Source organism: Halomonas denitrificans (assembly GCA_019800895.1).
Classification (GTDB): Bacteria; Pseudomonadota; Gammaproteobacteria; order Xanthomonadales; family Wenzhouxiangellaceae.
Genome location: JAHVKF010000003.1, coordinates 807320 through 823728 on the forward strand (window position 1 = coordinate 807320; position 16409 = coordinate 823728).

The following is a 16409-nucleotide window of genomic DNA, read 5'->3' on the forward strand; positions in this document are numbered from 1 at the left end:
CCTCGATGAGTATCGATCTCGATCCCCGAACCCACCGTACAGAGAACCGTCACCCTCCATGCGCCTGACCGCCATCAAGCTGGCCGGATTCAAGTCCTTCGTCGATCCGACCACGATCAAGTTCCCGTCCAACCTGATGGGCATCGTCGGCCCCAACGGCTGCGGCAAGTCGAACATCATCGATGCCGTGCGCTGGGTGATGGGCGAAAGCTCGGCGCGCCAGCTCCGCGGCGAATCGATGAGCGACGTCATCTTCTCCGGCTCCAGCGCCCGCAAGCCGGTGACCACGGCCACCGTCGAGCTGGTGTTCGACAACGCCGACGGCCGCGCCGGCGGCGAATACGCCAAGTACAGCGAAATCTCCGTGCGCCGCCAGGTGAGCCGCGACGGCCAGTCGCTGTATTTCCTCAACGGCAGCCGCTGCCGCCGCAAGGACATCACCGACCTGTTCCTCGGCACGGGCCTCGGGCCGCGCAGCTACGCGATCATCGAGCAGGGCATGATCTCGCAGATCGTCGAGGCCCGCCCCGAGGAGCTCCGCGGCTTCCTGGAGGAGGCCGCGGGCATTTCGCTCTACAAGGAGCGCCGGCGCGAGACCGAGAACCGGATCAAGCACACGCGCGAGAACCTCGAGCGGCTCGACGACCTGCGCGAGGAGGTCGGCAAGCAGATCGCTAAGCTCCAGCGCCAGGCCAAGGCTGCCGAGCGCTATCGCAAGCTCAAGCAGCGCTACCGCGAGGACGAGGCCCGGCTGACCGCGTTGCGCTGGCGCAAGGCGCGAGGCGACGTCGAGGGTCAGTCGAAGGCGCTAAAGCAGACCGAGACCCGCCTTGAACAGACCGTGGCCGCGCAGCGCGAGGCGGAAAAGGCGCTGGAGCAGCTGCGCGAGAAGCAGCACAACGCGTCGGAACAGGCGTCGAAGGTCCAGGCCGAGCTGTACGAAGTCGGCGGCGAGATCGCGAGGCTGGAGCAGGCGATCGAGCACGCCCGCGAGCTCCGGCAGCGGCGCAAGGCCGAGTACGAGGAGACCGAGTCGCAGCTCAACGAGCTCAAGCAGCACCTGGTGCTGGACAAGACCCAGGTCGAGCAGGTGACCCAGCGGATGGCCGAACTCGAGCCGGCGCTGAACGCGGCCCGCGACGAGGAGGAACGGGCCCGCGCCGCCTTCGAGGCCGCGGAATCCGAACTGACTGCCCGCCAGGAGGCCTACGCGGCCTGCCAGGAGGGCGGCGCGAAGAACCGCCAGCAGGTCGAATTGCTGAAGCTGCGCATCGAGCACCTCGACGAGCGGATGAACCAGGCGGCCGACCGACTCGGCCGGATGCGCTCCGACGACGAGGGCCGGCTCGACGCGCTCGATACGGAGGCGCGGGCGACCGCCGAGGAGCTGACCGGCATCGAGCGCGACCTGGCCGATGCCGAAGGCGCACTCGGCGAGGCGCGCGAAGGGCGCGACAAGCAGCGCCAGGCCGTCGAGGAACTGCGGCGTGCGCTGGAGGCCGACCGGGGTCGCCGCCACGAGCAGCGCGGCCGGCTCCAGTCGCTGAAGACCTTGAACGAAGCCGATGCCACGGACGAGGATCGCGACCGCTGGCTGGCCGAGCGCGGCCTGGACGGCCGGCCCCAGCTGCTCGAGGCCCTGAAGGTCGAGCCGCGCTGGCAGCAGGCGGCCGAGACGGTCCTCGAACACTGGCTGTCCTCGCGGCTGGTCGACGGCGACCTGCCCGACGACGTACCGGTCGGTCCGCTGGGCCTGGTCCGACCGGGCGACCGGGAGCGCAGCGCCGGCACCCTGGCCGAAGCCGTCGAGGGTGCAGGCGCCCTGACGGGGCTCCTGGCCACCGTACGGCTGGCGGACGACGGCGCGGAGGCCCGGTCGACGCTGGCTTCCCTGGCGCCGCACGAGTCGGTGATCACGCCCGACGGCACCTGGCGCGGCCCCGGCTGGGTCTGGCGCGCGGGCCAGGGCGAGGCCGGCGACGGCCGGCTGGCGCGGCAGCAGGAAATCCGTGCGCTCGAGGCGTCCCTGGCCGAGCTGGACGAGGCGATCGCCACGCGCACGACCGAGCTCGACCAGGCCCGGGAGGCGGACAAGGCGGCGGCCGAGGCGGTCGAGCAGGCGCGCAGCCGGGTCGAAACGCTGCGTGGACGCAAGGCCGAACTCGCCGGCGTGAAAGCGGGCCAGGACAATCGTCGCGAGGCCCTGAAGAAGCAGCGCGAGCAGGTCGCCCAGGAGCGCGACGCGCTGGAAAAGCGGCAGGAAAGCGATCGCGAAGCGGTCGGCGAGGTGCGTCGCGAACTGCAGCAGGCGCTGGAAGAGCTGGAGACCCAGGACCGCGAGCAGCAAGCGCTGGACAAGGCGCGCGGAGAGCAGCACCAGGTCCGGGAGCAGGCGCGCCAGGCCTACCGCGATGCGCGCAGCAAGCGCGAGGAGCACGCGCTGAAGCTGGAGTCCAGCCGGGCCAGCCTCGATTCGCTGAAGCAGGCGATCCAGCGCATGGACACGCAGATCGGCCAACTGCAGGGTCGCTACGTGGAACTGTCCGAGGCGCTGGCCAGGGGCGATGCGCCGGAGCGCGAGCAGGCCGCGAAGCGCGACGAGCTGCTCGAGCGTCGGCTGGAAGTCGACGAGCGCCTGAAAGCGGCGCGGGCGGCCCTGGAAGAACTGGAGCAGGAATGGCGCGGCCACGACCAGGCTCGCCAGAAGGCTTCGGCCGAGGCCGACGAGATCCGCCAGCAGCAGTCCAACCACCAGCTGCGGCTGCGCGAACGCGAAATCGAGGTCGAGCGTCACGCGGCCCGGATCGAGGAGCTCGGCGGCGACCTCGAAACGCTGGTCGAGGGGCTGCCGGAAGATGCCGAGGCGCAGGCGTGGGTCGACGAACTGGCACAGCTCGAGGAGCGCATCCGCCGCATGGAACCGGTCAATCTGGCGGCGATCGAAGAGTACGAGGAAGAATCCAAGCGCAAGGAGTACCTCGACCAGCAGAACACGGACCTGACCGAGGCGCTGGAGACGCTGGAAGCGGCCATCTCGCGCATCGACCGGACCACGCGAACCAAGTTCAAGGACACCTTCGAGCGGGTCAACAAGAACCTGGAAACCCTGTTTCCCCGCCTGTTCGGCGGCGGCCACGGCCACCTGGAGATGGTCGGCGACGACTGGCTGACCGCCGGCGCGGCGATCCTGGCCCGCCCGCCGGGCAAGCGCATCAGCCGGATCCACCTGCTGTCCGGGGGTGAGAAGGCGCTGACCGCGGTTGCCTTCGTGTTCTCGATCTTCAACCTGAACCCGGCGCCGTTCTGCCTGCTCGACGAAGTCGACGCGCCACTCGACGATGCGAACGTCGGACGCTTCTCGGAACTGGTCCGGGAAATGTCCGACAAGGTGCAGTTCCTGTTCGTCACCCACAACAAGGTGACGATGGAAGTCGCACACCAGATGCTGGGGGTGACGATGCGCGAACCGGGCATATCCCGGCTCGTGTCGGTGGACCTGGAGAAGGCGGTGGCGATGGCCGCTTCCTGATCCGAGACGGGAGACCGCGATGGACAGTCTTCGCCTGACCCTCATCCTGATCGGCCTGGTGATCCTGGCCCTGATCTGGATGCTGCATCGCCCCGGGGACCGGGCCCGCAAGCCCGGCGCCACGCGCCGGGACGCAGCGCGTCGGGTCGAGCCCGGGATCGCGGCCGATCGAGGCGACGACCGGGACCCCGATGCGAGCGAAACGGATTCCGACGACGAGCCCGCCGGCGGCAGCGGCGAGCCGCGCCAGGCCATGCTGCCGGACCTGGGCTCCGAAGCCCCCGATTCGGCGGTGGACACCATCCGGCGCGACGACGCCCGCCGCGTGCGGCGCACGCCCGACCCGAGCGGCGACCGTTCGACCCCGACGCCGGCCCCGTCCGCGGACCGGGGCGGCGAGGACGATGACGAGCTCGGCTTCCTGAAGGAGCTGGAAATCGAGCATCGCCGCGACGCGAAGGGTCGGACGTCCGGCCCGGCCGACGACCGGCAGGCCGGTCGCAGCGACCGCGCCGAGCCCGGCCCCGCGCCGAACGCCGCGGGCAAGCGGCCGCTCCTCAGGCGCGCGGCGGAACTGGTGCCGCGCGCGTCCGCGAAGAGCGATGCCCCGGCGCGGGCCCCGAAGGCCGACCCGCAGGGCCGCCGCGAACCGGACCTGTCGGCGCCGCCGCCCGCGGCCGAGAAGGGCGAGCGGGTCGAACCGCGCTGGCCCGGCGACGAGCCCGAGCCGTCCGGGTCCAACGCGCCCCGCGAGCGGGTCGGTCCGGGCGCTTCGAGCGACGACGCGCCGCGCATCGTCACCCTGTACCTGCGGGCCCGGGGCGAGCGGCTGATCAGCGGCCTGAGCCTGCTCGACGCGGCGATCAAGGCCGGCCTGCGCTTCGGCGAGATGAAGATCTTCCACCGGCGTCATCAGGGCGCGCCCAAGCCGGTGTTCAGCATGGCCAACATCGCCCGGCCCGGCAGCTTCGACCCGTCGGCCTGGAACCTGTTCGAGACCCCGGGGGTCACCCTGTTCATGACGCTTCCCGGTCCGGTCAGCGGGCTCGACGCCTGGGACGCGATGCTTGCCACCGGGCAGCGCCTGTCCGAGCTGCTCGACGCCGACCTGATGGACGACAGCCAGTGCCTGCTGACCCGCCAGCGCATCGCGCAGATCCGGGAAGACCTGCGCGAGTACGACCGCAAGGCGGGCCTCGGGCTGTGACGGCGCGCCCGTCGGAGCGGGTGGCCGAGCTGCGCGAGCAGATCCGCGAGCACAACCACCGCTACTACGTCGACGACGACCCCTCGATTCCCGATGCGGAGTACGACCGGCTGCTGCGCGAACTCCAGCAGCTCGAAGCCGAGCACCCTGAACTCGACGATCCCGACTCCCCGACCCATCGCGTGGGCGCGCGTGCCGACCAGGGCTTCGCGAGCGTCGAGCACGAGGTTCCGATGCTCTCGCTGGCCAATGCCTTCGACGAGCAGGAAGTGGAGGACTTCGATCGCCGCATCCGCGAGATGCTCGATCTCGAGACCATCGTCTACACCGCCGAGCCCAAGCTCGACGGCCTGGCGATCAGCCTGCGCTACGAGGGCGGACGCCTGGTCCGCGCCGCGACCCGCGGCGACGGTCGTACCGGCGAGGACGTGACCGGCAACGTACGCACGATCCGCGCCGTTCCGCTGACCCTGGCCGAGGGCGCACCGGATCCGCTCGAGGTGCGCGGTGAGGTGTACATGACGCGCTCGGGCTTCAAGGCGCTGAACGAGCGGCTCGCCGCCGAGGATCACAAGACCTTCGTCAACCCCCGCAATGCCGCGGCCGGCAGCCTGCGCCAGCTGGACCCTGCGATCACCGCCGACCGTCCGCTGCGGTTCTACGCCTACCAGGCGCTGGCCGATGGCGATGCGGCCGCCGATGCGGGGACGGGCCTGGGTGCGTCGCAATCCGCCGTGCTGGAGCGCCTGCGCCGGCTCGGATTCCCGGTCTCGGACCTGGTCCGGCGCGTCGAGGGGCTGGACGGCCTGCTCGAGGCCTTTCGTGCGATCGGAGACCGGCGCGACGCCCTGGACTACGACATCGACGGCGTGGTCTACAAGGTCGAGGACTTCGACCAGCAGCAGGAGATGGGCTTCGTCAGCCGGTCGCCGCGCTGGGCGCTGGCGCACAAGTTCCCGGCCCAGGAAGAGATCACCACGCTGCGGGCCATCGACGTCCAGGTCGGGCGCACCGGCAAGCTGACGCCGGTGGCACGCCTCGAACCGGTGTTCGTCGGCGGCGTGACCGTGACCAACGCGACGCTGCACAACCTCGACGAAATCCGGCGCAAGGACGTGCGCCCCGGCGACCAGGTGGTGGTGCGCCGGGCCGGCGACGTGATTCCAGAGGTGGTTCGGTCCCTGCCCGAGCGGCGCAAGACGGAGCTCGCCGAATGGCAGCTGCCGGCCGAATGCCCCGTCTGCGGTTCGCACGTCGAACAGGTCGAAGGGCAGGCCGACGCGCGCTGTTCCGGCGGCCTGGTCTGCCCCGCCCAGCGCAAGCGTGCGCTGGAGCACTTCGCCTCGCGCGGCGCCATGGACATCGAGGGCCTGGGCTCGAAGATCATCGACCAGCTGGTCGAGCTCGAGCTGGTCGGCGACCCGGCCGATCTCTATGCGCTGGAGGTCGACACGTTGGCCGACCTGGACCGGATGGCCGAGAAGTCGGCGCGGAACCTGGTCGAGGCGATCGAGCGGTCGAAGGACGTGCCGCTGGGGCGGCTCCTGTTCGCCCTGGGCATCCGCGAGGTCGGCGAGGTGAGCGCGCGCAACCTGGCGCGGCACTTCGGCGGGCTGGAGGCGTTGATGGCCGCGGATCCGGCGGCGCTGGAAGCGGTCGACGACGTCGGTCCGATCATGGCCGCGCACATCCACGAGTTCTTCGGCGAGCGGCGCAACCGCGAAGTGGTCGAACGGCTGCTCGCTGCCGGCGTAGAGCCGCAGGCCGAGGCCGTCGAAGCCGCCGGCGAGCGTCCGCTGGAGGGCATGACGCTGGTGCTGACCGGCAGCCTGGACGCGATGCCGCGCTCGGAGGCCAAGAAGCGGCTCGAGGACCTGGGCGCGAAGGTCACCGGCAGCGTATCGAAGAAGACCTCGGCGGTGATCGCCGGCGCCGATCCGGGCTCCAAGCTCGGCAAGGCGCGCGAGCTCGGCGTGACGGTCCTCGACGAAGAGGGCCTGGCGCAGCTGCTGCGCGGCGAGATTCCGGCCGAGGGAAACAGTGGCTCGAGCGGAACCGGCGGGAGTTGACCGGGATCATGTTTCTTGCCTGCGGGCCGCGCTAAGCTCGGCCCGTGACCTGGAGGCCCGATGACGTCCGCGAGTACCGTCCGGACGGGGCGCAAGCCCCGACGGCCGGACCCGCAGTGCCGTGGCCTCGGGTCGATCGCCAAGGAAGGCGCCAAGGAAGGAGCCCGCCATGAACGACATCAAGGAAATCCTGGTCCCGGTCGACGGGTCCGACAATTCGCTGCGTGCGGTCCGCTTCGGGCTGCAGCTGGCCCGCGGGTTCTCTGCCCGCGTTCGCCTGTTCTACGTCTTTCCGCTGTCGTCGGTCGAAGTGATCGGCATGGCCGGGATGAGCCGCGACGACATCGACCAGGCGGCGCAGTCGGCCGCGCAGCGCGTCTTCGACAAGGTCCACGAGGCGATCGGCCAGCCCGATGTCGAGGTGGCCGACGAGACCTCGGTCGGCGATCCGGCCGAGGAGATCATCCGCTGCACCGAGGACGACGAGGGCGTTCACGTGGTGCTGGGGCGACGAGGCCTGTCGCGCATCCAGTCCCTGCTGCTCGGAAGCGTGAGCGAGAAGGTCGTTCGGCACGCCCACGGCCCGGTCACGGTCGTGGTCTGAGCGGCCGGCGCCCTCGGTCGGTCAATCGATGCAGCGGTCGACGTAGCGGGTCGGGTCGGGGACCCCGGCGGCTTCGAATCCGTCGCGGCGGATGCGGCAGGAGTCGCAGTGTCCGCAGGCGCGGCCGGTCGCGTCGGCCTGGTAGCACGAGACCGTTCCGGAATAATCCACCCCCAGCGCGTCACCGCTCCGGATGATCTCGGCCTTGCTCAGGTGGATCAGTGGCGTGCGTACGGCCAGCTCGTGGCCTTCCACGCCGCGCTTCGTGGCCAGCCGCGCCAGGTCCTCGAAGGCGGCGATGAACTGCGGCCGGCAATCCGGGTAGCCGGAGTAGTCGACCGCATTGACGCCGATGAACAGGGCGTCGGCGGCCAGCGTTTCGGCCAGCCCGGTGGCGATGGCCAGCAGGACCGTGTTGCGCGCCGGGACATAGGTGACCGGGATGCCGTCGGAGGTCGGGTCGGACGTCGATTCCGAATCGGAAGACGAGACGGGCACCGGAATGTCGTCGGTCAGGGCAGACCCGCCGATCCGCCGCAGATCCACCTGCACGGTCCGATGGCCGGCTGCCCCGAGGGCAGCCGAAAGGGATGCGGCGGCCTCGAGTTCGGCCCGGTGGCGCTGGCCGTAGTCCAGCGCCAACGTGTGGCATTCGAAGCCTTCGTCGACGGCCATCGCCAGGGTGGTGGCCGAGTCGAGGCCGCCGGACAGCAGCACGACCGCGCGGGGACGTCGCTCGGCGCCGGTCATGCCGGAGGCGGCGGTACGGGGCAGGGTGGGGCCGGCGTGGAAACAGGCCCCCGCGCCGGGCCTCGTCGTCCGGTGATCAGTCGAAGGGCCACAGGCGGTCGAGCAGGCTCTTGCGTTCTTCTTCCTGGATCCGGTCCGGGTAGTTCAGCTCGAGCACGCGCCGGGTATCGGCGGCCAGCTCGGTCATTTCCATGCGATCGTAGGCCCGCGCCATGATCTGCAGCGCATCGACCGTGGCCGGCGCGCCCGGGTAGTTCTCGATCACGTAGCGACAGCGATTCAGCGCGGCCACGTGGGCGCCGCGGCGCTGGTAGTAGCGTGCGACGGTGACCTCGTACTCGGCCATGATGTTGCGCAGGAACACCATCCGCTGGCGCGCATCGGCAACGTAGCGGCTGTCCGGAAAGCGGCGGATGAGCTCCTGGAAGTCGCGGAAGGACTGCTGGGCGGCCTGCTGGTCGCGGTCGGCGGCGGTGCCCGGGAACATCTCGCGCAGGAAGCCCATGGTCTGGTCGTAGTTGACCAGGCCCTTCAGGTACCAGGCGTAGTCGACGTTCGGATGGGTCGGGTAGGTCCGCAGGAATCGATCGAGGCTGGAGATCGCGGCCTCGGGCTTGCGCGCCTTGTACTGGGCGTAGGCCATGTCGAGCAGCGCCTGTTCCGCGTGGCGCCCGAACGGGTAGCGGATGGTCAGGCCGCGATAGAGGCCGATCGCTTCTTCGTACATCCGGGCGTTGAGCGCATCCTTGGCTTCGCTGTAGAGCTCTTCGGCGCTGCGGTCATCCTCGCGGATCGCTTCGTCGCCGCCGCAGCCGACCAGCAGTACGAGCGGCAACAGCAGGGCGAGGATTGCGGCGATACTGGAACGGCTGGGGGAGGTCTGACGCATGGGCACGAGCGAATCCGAAAACGGGCAAGCCTGACATGATAAACGCAACCGCCACCGACCGTCACCGCATCGACCCCCGGGGGTCGAAGGCCGCCGATGGCGAGCGATGAAGCGCGGGAACGGCGCGAAGCCACCGTACCGGACGAGGCTGCCGGCGAGCGCGTCGACCAGGCCGCCGCCGGTCTTTGGCCGGACTTTTCGCGCAGCCGCCTGACCGCCTGGCTTCGCGACGGCGCGCTGACCGTCGACGGCGCGGCGGTCAAGCCCAATCGAAAGGTCGCCGGCGGCGAGCGCCTGGTGCTCGACGCCGTGATCGAGGCCCATCCGAGCAACCCGCGACCCCAGCCGATCGATCTCGACGTGCTGTACGAAGACGAGCACCTGCTGGTCGTCGACAAGGCGCCGGGGCGGGTCGTCCATCCGGGGTCCGGCAATCCGGACGGCACGCTGGTCAATGCCCTGCTGCACCGGGAGCCGGGCCTCGAGCGCCTGCCGCGGGCTGGGCTGGTGCACCGCCTGGACAAGGACACGTCGGGCTGCCTGGTCATCGCCCGCACACCGGCGGCGCATGCCGCGCTGGTCGAGCAACTCCGGCAACGCGAGATCCACCGCCACTACCAGGCGCTGGTCTGGGGCGAGGTGATCGCCGGCGGCACGGTGGACGCACCGCTCGGGCGCCACCCGGTCGATCGTCGCCGGCAGGTCGTGCGCCGGGACGGCCGGCGAGCCGTCACGCACTACCGCGTCGCTCGCCGACTGGCCGGGGGAACCCTCCTGGACGTCAAGCTCGAGACGGGTCGGACCCACCAGATCCGGGTGCACATGCTGCACCTCGGGTTCCCGCTGGTCGGCGACCCGACCTACGGCCGTCGCGGCGCGCCGGCGGGCCTGACGGCGTACCAGCGCGAGGCCTGGCAGGGATTTCCGCGCCAGGCCCTGCACGCTGTCCGTCTCCAATTCGACCACCCCTTCGTCGACGGCGACGTGGACGTACGGTCGCCGCTTCCGTCCGACCTGGCGGCGCTGATCGAGGTCCTCTCGGTCGATGAGTGAGCTCGAACGCATCGACGCGCCGCTGGCCGCGCCGGTCCGCGGCTTCGCGACGACCCGGAACGGGGGCGTCTCCGCACCGCCGTACGACACGTTCAATCTCGGCGACTCGACCGGCGACGCCCGCGAGGCGGTGGCAGCCAACCGCGCTCGGCTGCGGGCCGCGCTTCCCGGGCCGCCGCACTGGCTGCGTCAGGTCCACGGATCGCGCGTGATCCACCTCGACGACTGGGTGTCGGACATCGAGGCCGACGCCGCCTGGACCGACCGCCCGGGCCAGGTGGTCGGGATCCTGACCGCCGACTGCCTGCCCGTGCTGCTGGCGGACGCGGCGGGCCGCTGCGTCGCCGCCGCCCACGCCGGCTGGCGCGGCCTGGCCGGCGGGCTGCTGGAAGCCGTGGTCGAGGCGCTCCCGGTGTCCCCGGAGCGGCTTGTCGCCTGGATCGGACCGAGGATCGGGCCGCGCGCCTACGAAGTCGACGCGCCCCTGCGCGAAGCCTTCGCCGACCACCCCGAGGCGTTCGAGGCAACGCGACCCGGCCACTGGAAGGCCGACCTGCCGGCCATTGCCGTGGCCAGGCTGCGGGCCGCCGGGGTCGGGACCGTGGTCGACTGCGGCCGCTGTACCCACGACGAGCCGGAGACCTTCTTCAGCCATCGTCGCGCGTCGCCGTCGGGGCGACAGGCCGCGGTGGCGTGGATCGAGCCGTCGGATCGTCGATCGTCGTGATTCGCGGGAGTGCTTTTGCCTTCTTTTGTCGCGCCTGACAAAAGAAGGTCGCCCGCAAGCGCGAAGCGCGGGGCGAAAGGCCTTTCGGGGTTGGTTTCCGTTTCCAGGCGAAACCCGAAGAACAACTACGAAAAGCGTTTCGCCACGCGGGCTTCGTCCGCTTGCTGGCGAGGTACTTTTGACAATCGCCTCAAAAGTACCCAAAAGCGCTCTCACAAGCGGTGCGAAGAGCGCGGGGTTGCCCGTCAGGCCGCGGCGCGGCGCAGAAAATCGCTTACCGCGCTGAGACACGAGAAGCTTGGCGAGCGCCAGCTTTCTGCTACCCGAGTAGCCAGCGAAGAGGATTCGCTTCGGTGAGCACTGCCTTCGAGGTTGTTGCCGGGCCGAAGCGAGGTTCGCTCCGCATCCACCGTGGGTAATCCCCGAGGTTGCGACCAACAGCCTCTCCTCTTCCGAGGCCGCCCAGCGAGTATTGTCGCCACGGCGGCTCCAAAGAAACTTGCCCCTCGATACGACCCGCTTGTAGAGAGCGCTTTTGCCTTCTTTTGTCGCGCCTGACAAAAGAAGGTCGCCCGCAAGCGCGCAGCGCGGGGCGAAATGCCTCTCGGGGTTGGTTTCTGACTTTCGAGAAAAACAGGATCAAAGGCCTTTCGCCACACTTGCTGGGCCCGCTCGCTGGCAAGGCGCGGGCGGCCGTCGCGCCAAGCGATTTCCACCTCGCCCGAACGGGGCAGCGTCACCGGTCCGGTCACGCTGCGATGCGCGAGTCGTCCCCCTGTGCCGCGGCATGGTCTACCATCGATGGCTGTACTTCACGGGCCGGACCCGCCGGGTCCGGGGACGACGAAACGATGCAAGCGGTGTTCGACGCAACAGCCGACGTGCTCCAGTTCATGGCCGTGCTGTTCGTGTTCCTGCTGGGGCTCGGCGTTCTCGCCGTGATCGTGCTGTACATCGTCGATCGGACCCAGCATCGCCACGCGGTGCGCCGCAACTACCCGGTGATCGGCCGTTTCCGCTACTGGTTCGAGCATCTGGGCGAGTTCTTTCGCCAGTACTTCTTCGCCAACGACCGCGAAGAGCTGCCGTTCAACCGCGCGCAGCGGTCGTGGGCGTATCGGGCAGCCAAGAATCTCGACAACACCTCGGCGTTCGGTTCCACCCGGGACATCCGGCGCGAGGGCGCGGTGATCTTCCTCAACTGCGCCTTTCCCAAGCTCGACGAAGAGGCCGAGCCGATCGCCGCGCTGACCATCGGTCCGCATGCCCGCCATCCGTACACGACCGACAAGTTCTTTCACGTCTCGGGAATGAGCTACGGCGCACTTTCCGCACCGGCGGTCCGGGCGCTGTCGATGGGTGCGCGTAAGGCCGGCATCTGGTTGAACACGGGCGAGGGTGGCCTGGCGCCGTGGCACCTCGAGGGCGGCTGCGACATCGTGTTCCAGATCGGCACGGCCAAGTTCGGTGTGCGCGACGAACTGGGCCGGCTCGACGACGAGAAGCTCGCTGCGATCGCCGCCCATGACCAGGTACGTATGTTCGAACTGAAGCTGGCCCAGGGCGCCAAGCCGGGCAAGGGCGGCATCCTGCCGAAGGCCAAGATCACCGAGGAGATCGCGAAAATCCGCGCCGTGTCGCGCGAGCGCGACGCGATCAGCCCCAACCGCCACCCGGAAGTGTCTTCCTGCGACGAGCTGCTGGACCTGATCGGGCACATCCGCGAAGTCACCGGAAAACCCTGCGGTTGCAAGATCGTGGTGGGCCAGACCGACTTCCTCGACGACCTGTGCCTGGCGATCCACCGCCGCGGAACGGAGCACGCTCCGGACTTCCTGACCGTGGATTCCGGCGACGGCGGAACCGGCGCCGCGCCGATGACCCTGATGGACGACGTCGGCCTGCCCCTGTCCGAGGCGCTGCCGATGGTCGTCGACAAGCTCGACGAGTACGGTCTGCGCAAACGCGTCCGGGTGTGCGCCTCGGGCAAGCGGGTCAATCCCGTCGACGTCGCCTGGGCACTCTGCGCGGGCGCCGACATCGTGCTGGCCGGCCGCGGCTTCATGTTCGCGCTCGGCTGCATCCAGGCGATGCAGTGCAACAAGAACACCTGTCCGACGGGCGTGACCACCCACGATCCTCGGTTGCAGCGCGGGCTGGTGCCGTCGGACAAGGCCGAGCGCGTGGCCTGGTATGCACGCAACATGATCAAGGAGGTCGAGACGATCGCGCACTCCTGCGGCGTGGCGCGTCCCCGCTTGATGACGCGGGATCACGCGCGGGTGGTGATCGACAACAATCGCAGCGTCCTCCTGAGCGAGATGTGGCCGCCGGCCGAGACGCGGCCCGAATACACCGGGAGCGGCGCGCCATGAATGCCGCGTCGCCCGTGCTCCGGGGCGTGACGCTGCTCGTCCTGGTGCTCCTCGCCGCGGCGTGGCCCGAGCGTCTGCCCGCCGAGACGCCGGGCTGGACGGGTAGCGAACGCTGCCACACCTGCCACCGGGGGCGCTTCTCCAGCTGGCACCGGACCTTCCACCGGACGATGACCCAGGAGGCGACGGCGGCGACCGTCCAGGGGCGCTTCGACGGCCGGCCGGTGACCCAGTGGGGCTTCACCGTGCGCCCGGTTCGCGACGGCGACCGATTCTTCTTCGAATACGTGGCCCCGGGTACCGGCCGGGTGGTCGCGCGCTACCGCATCGATCGCACGGTGGGGTCGCACCGTTACCAGCAGTACCTGATGCGCGATCCGGAAGGGGGCGGCAATTTCTACCGGCTGCACCTGCTGTGGCACAACGAGGACCGGCGCTGGGTCCACACGAATGCGGCGTTCCTGGGCCCCGACGACCAGCAGTTCGACGACCACGTGACGGTCTGGAACAACAACTGCATCTTCTGCCACAACACGGGGCCGGAACCGAACATCGTCAACTACGACGAAATGGTGCAGCGCGCCCGCGCCGGCGAGCCGGTCAATCCCATGGTCGATGGAATCTACGAATCGCGCGTGGCCGAGCTGGGCATCGCCTGCGAGAGCTGCCACGGGCCGGCCGGGGACCACATCGACAAGCACCGCAACTGGCTGACCCGTGCGTGGTACACGCTGACCGGCGCGGCCGACGACAGCATCGTCAATCCCGAACACCTCGGCCGCGACGCCGCGACGCAGGTCTGCGGCCAGTGCCACGGCCAGCGCCTGCCGAAGTCGGTCGAGATCATGCGCGAGTTCATCGACAACGGTCCGATCTACCGGCCCGGCGACGATCTGTTCGATTCCGTGGACCTGGTCTGGCCCGACAGTGAACTCCCGGTCGCCGGCCACGGCATCGACTTCTCGGAGCGCTTCTGGCCCGACGGCACGCCGCGCTTGACCGCTTACGAGTATCAGGGGTTGCTGATGTCCGAATGCCACACGGAGGGCTCGCTGACCTGCGGCAGCTGCCACGAGATGCACGGCGGCGACCCCGCCGGAATGGTGACGTCGGCGCAGCGCACCGGCGATACCTGCCTGGACTGCCATCGGCCGATCGCCGAGGACGTGACCGGGCATACCCATCACGAGGCCGGGACGATGGGCTCGAACTGCCTGTCCTGCCACATGCCGGAAATCGTCTACGGCGTCATGGAAATCCACCGCTCGCACCACATCGAGTCGCCGGATCCGGCCGCCGACGCGGCCAATTCGAGACCGAACGCGTGCACCCTGTGCCACGCCGACCGGTCGCTGGACTGGGCCGAGCGGGAGACCGCACGACTCTGGAAACGCGCGCCGGGCGAAGTGCGCCGCGCCGACGGATTGCCGGCCTCGGTGATCGATGGGGTGGCTCGGCTGCTGGCCGGCGATCCGGTCGAACGTGCCGTGATGGCGGTGGGACTCGGCCGGTCCGCCCAGCGCGGCCAGCTCGACGACCCGGAGCGCTGGCGTGCCCACCTGGTCCGGGCGCTCGACGACGACTACCCGGCGGTCCGACGCTTCGCACGGCGTGCCCTGATCGAGATCGAGCAGGCAACCGGCGAACCGGCAGGCGATGGGTTGGCCGCCCTCGCCGAGCACGATCCGCTGCTGATCGGCGAGGCCCGGACCCGTGCCCTCGCCGACCTGATGCGCCGCTACGATGCGCTGGACGGCAGCGACGCTGCACTGCCGCCGGGCGCCGGCGTCACGCTGGAACAACTCCAGGCTCTGGGCGAGGCCCGCTCGGACGCCATCAACATAGGGGAATGACCATGCCGCGGATTCGAACCTCGAACCGGAACCCGGATGCGGAAGACCGGGGACGGGTGCAGTACTCGATTCGGGAGTGCCTTGCCGTGCTGCTGGCCGCGGTGGCGGTGGGCGGCTGCCAGCTCGTGCAGGAAAAGCCGCTGCCCGAGCCGGAACCGCCGCTCGTCCAGGGCCCGCCGGCGCCGGCCGAGACCCGGACCGGCCCGACCCGGTTGGTCGATGCGATGGACCATCTGCAGTACGGGCGCTTCGAGCAGGCCGCGGCGATGATCGAGACCCTGCGCGAGGCCAGTCCCGGGTCGCCGACGCTGGCGCTGCTCGCGCGCCAGCTCGAGGCGCCGCCGGAGGACCTGTTGCCCGGTCCGTACCGGACCCTCGAGGTCCAGCCCGGAGACACCCTGTCGCAGATCGCCGTGCGCGAACTCGGCAATCCGCTGCTGTTCGTCGCCCTTGCCCGGCTGAACGGCATCGACGTCCCGAGGACGCTGGCCATTGGCACCGAGCTGCGCGTCCCGGACGCTCCCCAGGAGGCCGCGGCCGGACCCGCTGCGGTCGCGGAAGCCGCGGGTGAGACGGGGGAGGGCCCTGATTCACCGTCGACCGCCGCGGACGGCGGTGCGGTCCGCAGCGAGGCAGCCGAGCCCGGCATTGCAGACGTCCCCGCGGTCGCGTCCCGCGACGCCGGCGAACCGCAGAGCGCAGCACCGACCGAGCCGAGACGTTCCGAACTGGAAACGGTGGCCGAGTATCTGCTGGCTTCGGGTCAGCCCACGGATGCGCGCGAGCTGCTCCTGGCCGCGGCGCAGGAGCGTCACCTCTCGCCGCGCGCCGAAGGCCTGCTGGTCGAGCTGGCGCTGGACACGGCGCAGGCCGAGTCCGATGCCGGGCAGTTCGACGACGCGGTCGCCACTCTGGCGCAGGTCTCCGACGCGCTGGACCCCGGCGCATCCCAGGCCCGGATCGACGTTCGGCGAACCCGGATCGAGGTCCAGAGCCTGCTTCGTCGCGCCGAGGGATTCCGCGAACGCGATCTGCTCTTCGAGGCCTACGCCCTCGCGGAAGAAGCCCGCAGCCTCGAGCCGGGCTACGCGCCGGCCGTCTCGCTGCAGGAGGCCTTGCGCGAGGAGCTCGTCGAACGTCATCACGACCGGGCCCTGCGCGCCTGGCGCGCGCGGGACATCGACGTGGCCATCCGTGCCTGGCGCGAGTTGCTCGAGGTGGTCCCGGATTTCGAGCCGGCGCGGGTCTACCTGGACCGTGCCGAACGACTGCGCACGCGTCTCGGGGAGCCGGACTAGGTCCTTCGCCCGGCGAGTCGGCCGGGCACGCCCACCACCAGCCCGTCGGGCATCG

Annotated in this window: 11 protein-coding genes; 9 read left to right on the forward strand and 2 right to left on the reverse strand. The window is 70.1% G+C overall.

The genetic code is table 11. From position 1 onward, the window contains the following. The first annotated feature begins 58 nt into the window (after window positions 1–58). The 4 genes from KUV67_12210 to KUV67_12225 all read left to right on the forward strand — a co-directional run bounded on the left by KUV67_12210 (window position 59) and on the right by KUV67_12225 (window position 7409). Window positions 59–3529, forward strand: a complete 3471-nt coding sequence (locus KUV67_12210; protein MBY6205648.1) for a chromosome segregation protein SMC — start codon at window positions 59–61, stop codon at window positions 3527–3529. A gap of 19 nt (window positions 3530–3548) precedes the next feature. Further along, window positions 3549–4736, forward strand: a complete 1188-nt coding sequence (zipA, locus tag KUV67_12215; protein MBY6205649.1) for a cell division protein ZipA — start codon at window positions 3549–3551, stop codon at window positions 4734–4736. Beyond that, complete coding sequence (gene ligA / locus KUV67_12220) at window positions 4733–6805, forward strand: NAD-dependent DNA ligase LigA (protein ID MBY6205650.1); 2073 nt, start codon at window positions 4733–4735, stop codon at window positions 6803–6805. The genes zipA and ligA overlap by 4 nt, the downstream gene beginning before the upstream one ends. A gap of 169 nt (window positions 6806–6974) precedes the next feature. Beyond that, window positions 6975–7409, forward strand: coding sequence for a universal stress protein (locus KUV67_12225; GenBank protein ID MBY6205651.1), 435 nt, complete (start codon window positions 6975–6977; stop codon window positions 7407–7409). 21 nt (window positions 7410–7430) lie between these two features. On the opposite strand, the gene queC is transcribed toward KUV67_12225, so the two are convergent. Both queC and KUV67_12235 read right to left on the reverse strand, forming a co-directional pair. After that, window positions 7431–8159, reverse strand: coding sequence for a 7-cyano-7-deazaguanine synthase QueC (gene queC, locus KUV67_12230; GenBank protein ID MBY6205652.1), 729 nt, complete (start codon window positions 8157–8159; stop codon window positions 7431–7433). A gap of 76 nt (window positions 8160–8235) precedes the next feature. Continuing rightward, window positions 8236–9048: an outer membrane protein assembly factor BamD gene (locus KUV67_12235; protein ID MBY6205653.1), complete on the reverse strand. Its 813-nt coding sequence runs from the start codon at window positions 9046–9048 to the stop codon at window positions 8236–8238. Window positions 9049–9144: 96 nt separating this feature from the next. Here KUV67_12235 and KUV67_12240 point away from each other — a divergent pair, with 96 nt between their 5' ends. The 5 genes from KUV67_12240 (at window position 9145) to KUV67_12260 (ending at window position 16354) form a co-directional block, all read left to right on the forward strand. Beyond that, a complete protein-coding gene (locus KUV67_12240) occupies window positions 9145–10101 on the forward strand; it encodes an RluA family pseudouridine synthase (GenBank protein MBY6205654.1) in 957 nt (318 codons plus the stop codon). After that, window positions 10094–10828: a peptidoglycan editing factor PgeF gene (pgeF, locus tag KUV67_12245; GenBank protein MBY6205655.1), complete on the forward strand. Its 735-nt coding sequence runs from the start codon at window positions 10094–10096 to the stop codon at window positions 10826–10828. Before KUV67_12240 ends, pgeF begins: the two co-directional genes overlap by 8 nt. A gap of 851 nt (window positions 10829–11679) precedes the next feature. Then, window positions 11680–13203 carry an FMN-binding glutamate synthase family protein gene (locus KUV67_12250; protein MBY6205656.1) on the forward strand — a complete coding sequence of 508 codons (1524 nt, stop codon included), beginning with the start codon at window positions 11680–11682 and terminating at the stop codon, window positions 13201–13203. Continuing rightward, window positions 13200–15056 carry a hypothetical protein gene (locus KUV67_12255; protein MBY6205657.1) on the forward strand — a complete coding sequence of 619 codons (1857 nt, stop codon included), beginning with the start codon at window positions 13200–13202 and terminating at the stop codon, window positions 15054–15056. Before KUV67_12250 ends, KUV67_12255 begins: the two co-directional genes overlap by 4 nt. Window positions 15057–15058: 2 nt before the next feature. Continuing rightward, on the forward strand, window positions 15059–16354 hold the full coding sequence (locus tag KUV67_12260) for a LysM peptidoglycan-binding domain-containing protein (GenBank protein ID MBY6205658.1): 1296 nt from the start codon (window positions 15059–15061) through the stop codon (window positions 16352–16354). Window positions 16355–16409 lie beyond the last annotated feature (55 nt).

Bases quoted from the DNA above. Each gene is read 5' to 3' on its own strand.
- KUV67_12210 (MBY6205648.1), top strand. From the start codon at position 59: ATGCGCCTGACCGCCATCAAGCTGGCCGGATTCAAGTCCTTCGTCGAT.
- zipA (MBY6205649.1), top strand. From the start codon at position 3,549: ATGGACAGTCTTCGCCTGACCCTCATCCTGATCGGCCTGGTGATCCTG.
- KUV67_12225 (MBY6205651.1), top strand. From the start codon at position 6,975: ATGAACGACATCAAGGAAATCCTGGTCCCGGTCGACGGGTCCGACAAT.
- queC (MBY6205652.1), bottom strand. From the start codon at position 8,159: ATGACCGGCGCCGAGCGACGTCCCCGCGCGGTCGTGCTGCTGTCCGGC.
- KUV67_12235 (MBY6205653.1), bottom strand. From the start codon at position 9,048: ATGCGTCAGACCTCCCCCAGCCGTTCCAGTATCGCCGCAATCCTCGCC.
- KUV67_12240 (MBY6205654.1), top strand. From the start codon at position 9,145: ATGGCGAGCGATGAAGCGCGGGAACGGCGCGAAGCCACCGTACCGGAC.
- pgeF (MBY6205655.1), top strand. From the start codon at position 10,094: ATGAGTGAGCTCGAACGCATCGACGCGCCGCTGGCCGCGCCGGTCCGC.
- KUV67_12250 (MBY6205656.1), top strand. From the start codon at position 11,680: ATGCAAGCGGTGTTCGACGCAACAGCCGACGTGCTCCAGTTCATGGCC.
- KUV67_12255 (MBY6205657.1), top strand. From the start codon at position 13,200: ATGAATGCCGCGTCGCCCGTGCTCCGGGGCGTGACGCTGCTCGTCCTG.
- KUV67_12260 (MBY6205658.1), top strand. From the start codon at position 15,059: ATGCCGCGGATTCGAACCTCGAACCGGAACCCGGATGCGGAAGACCGG.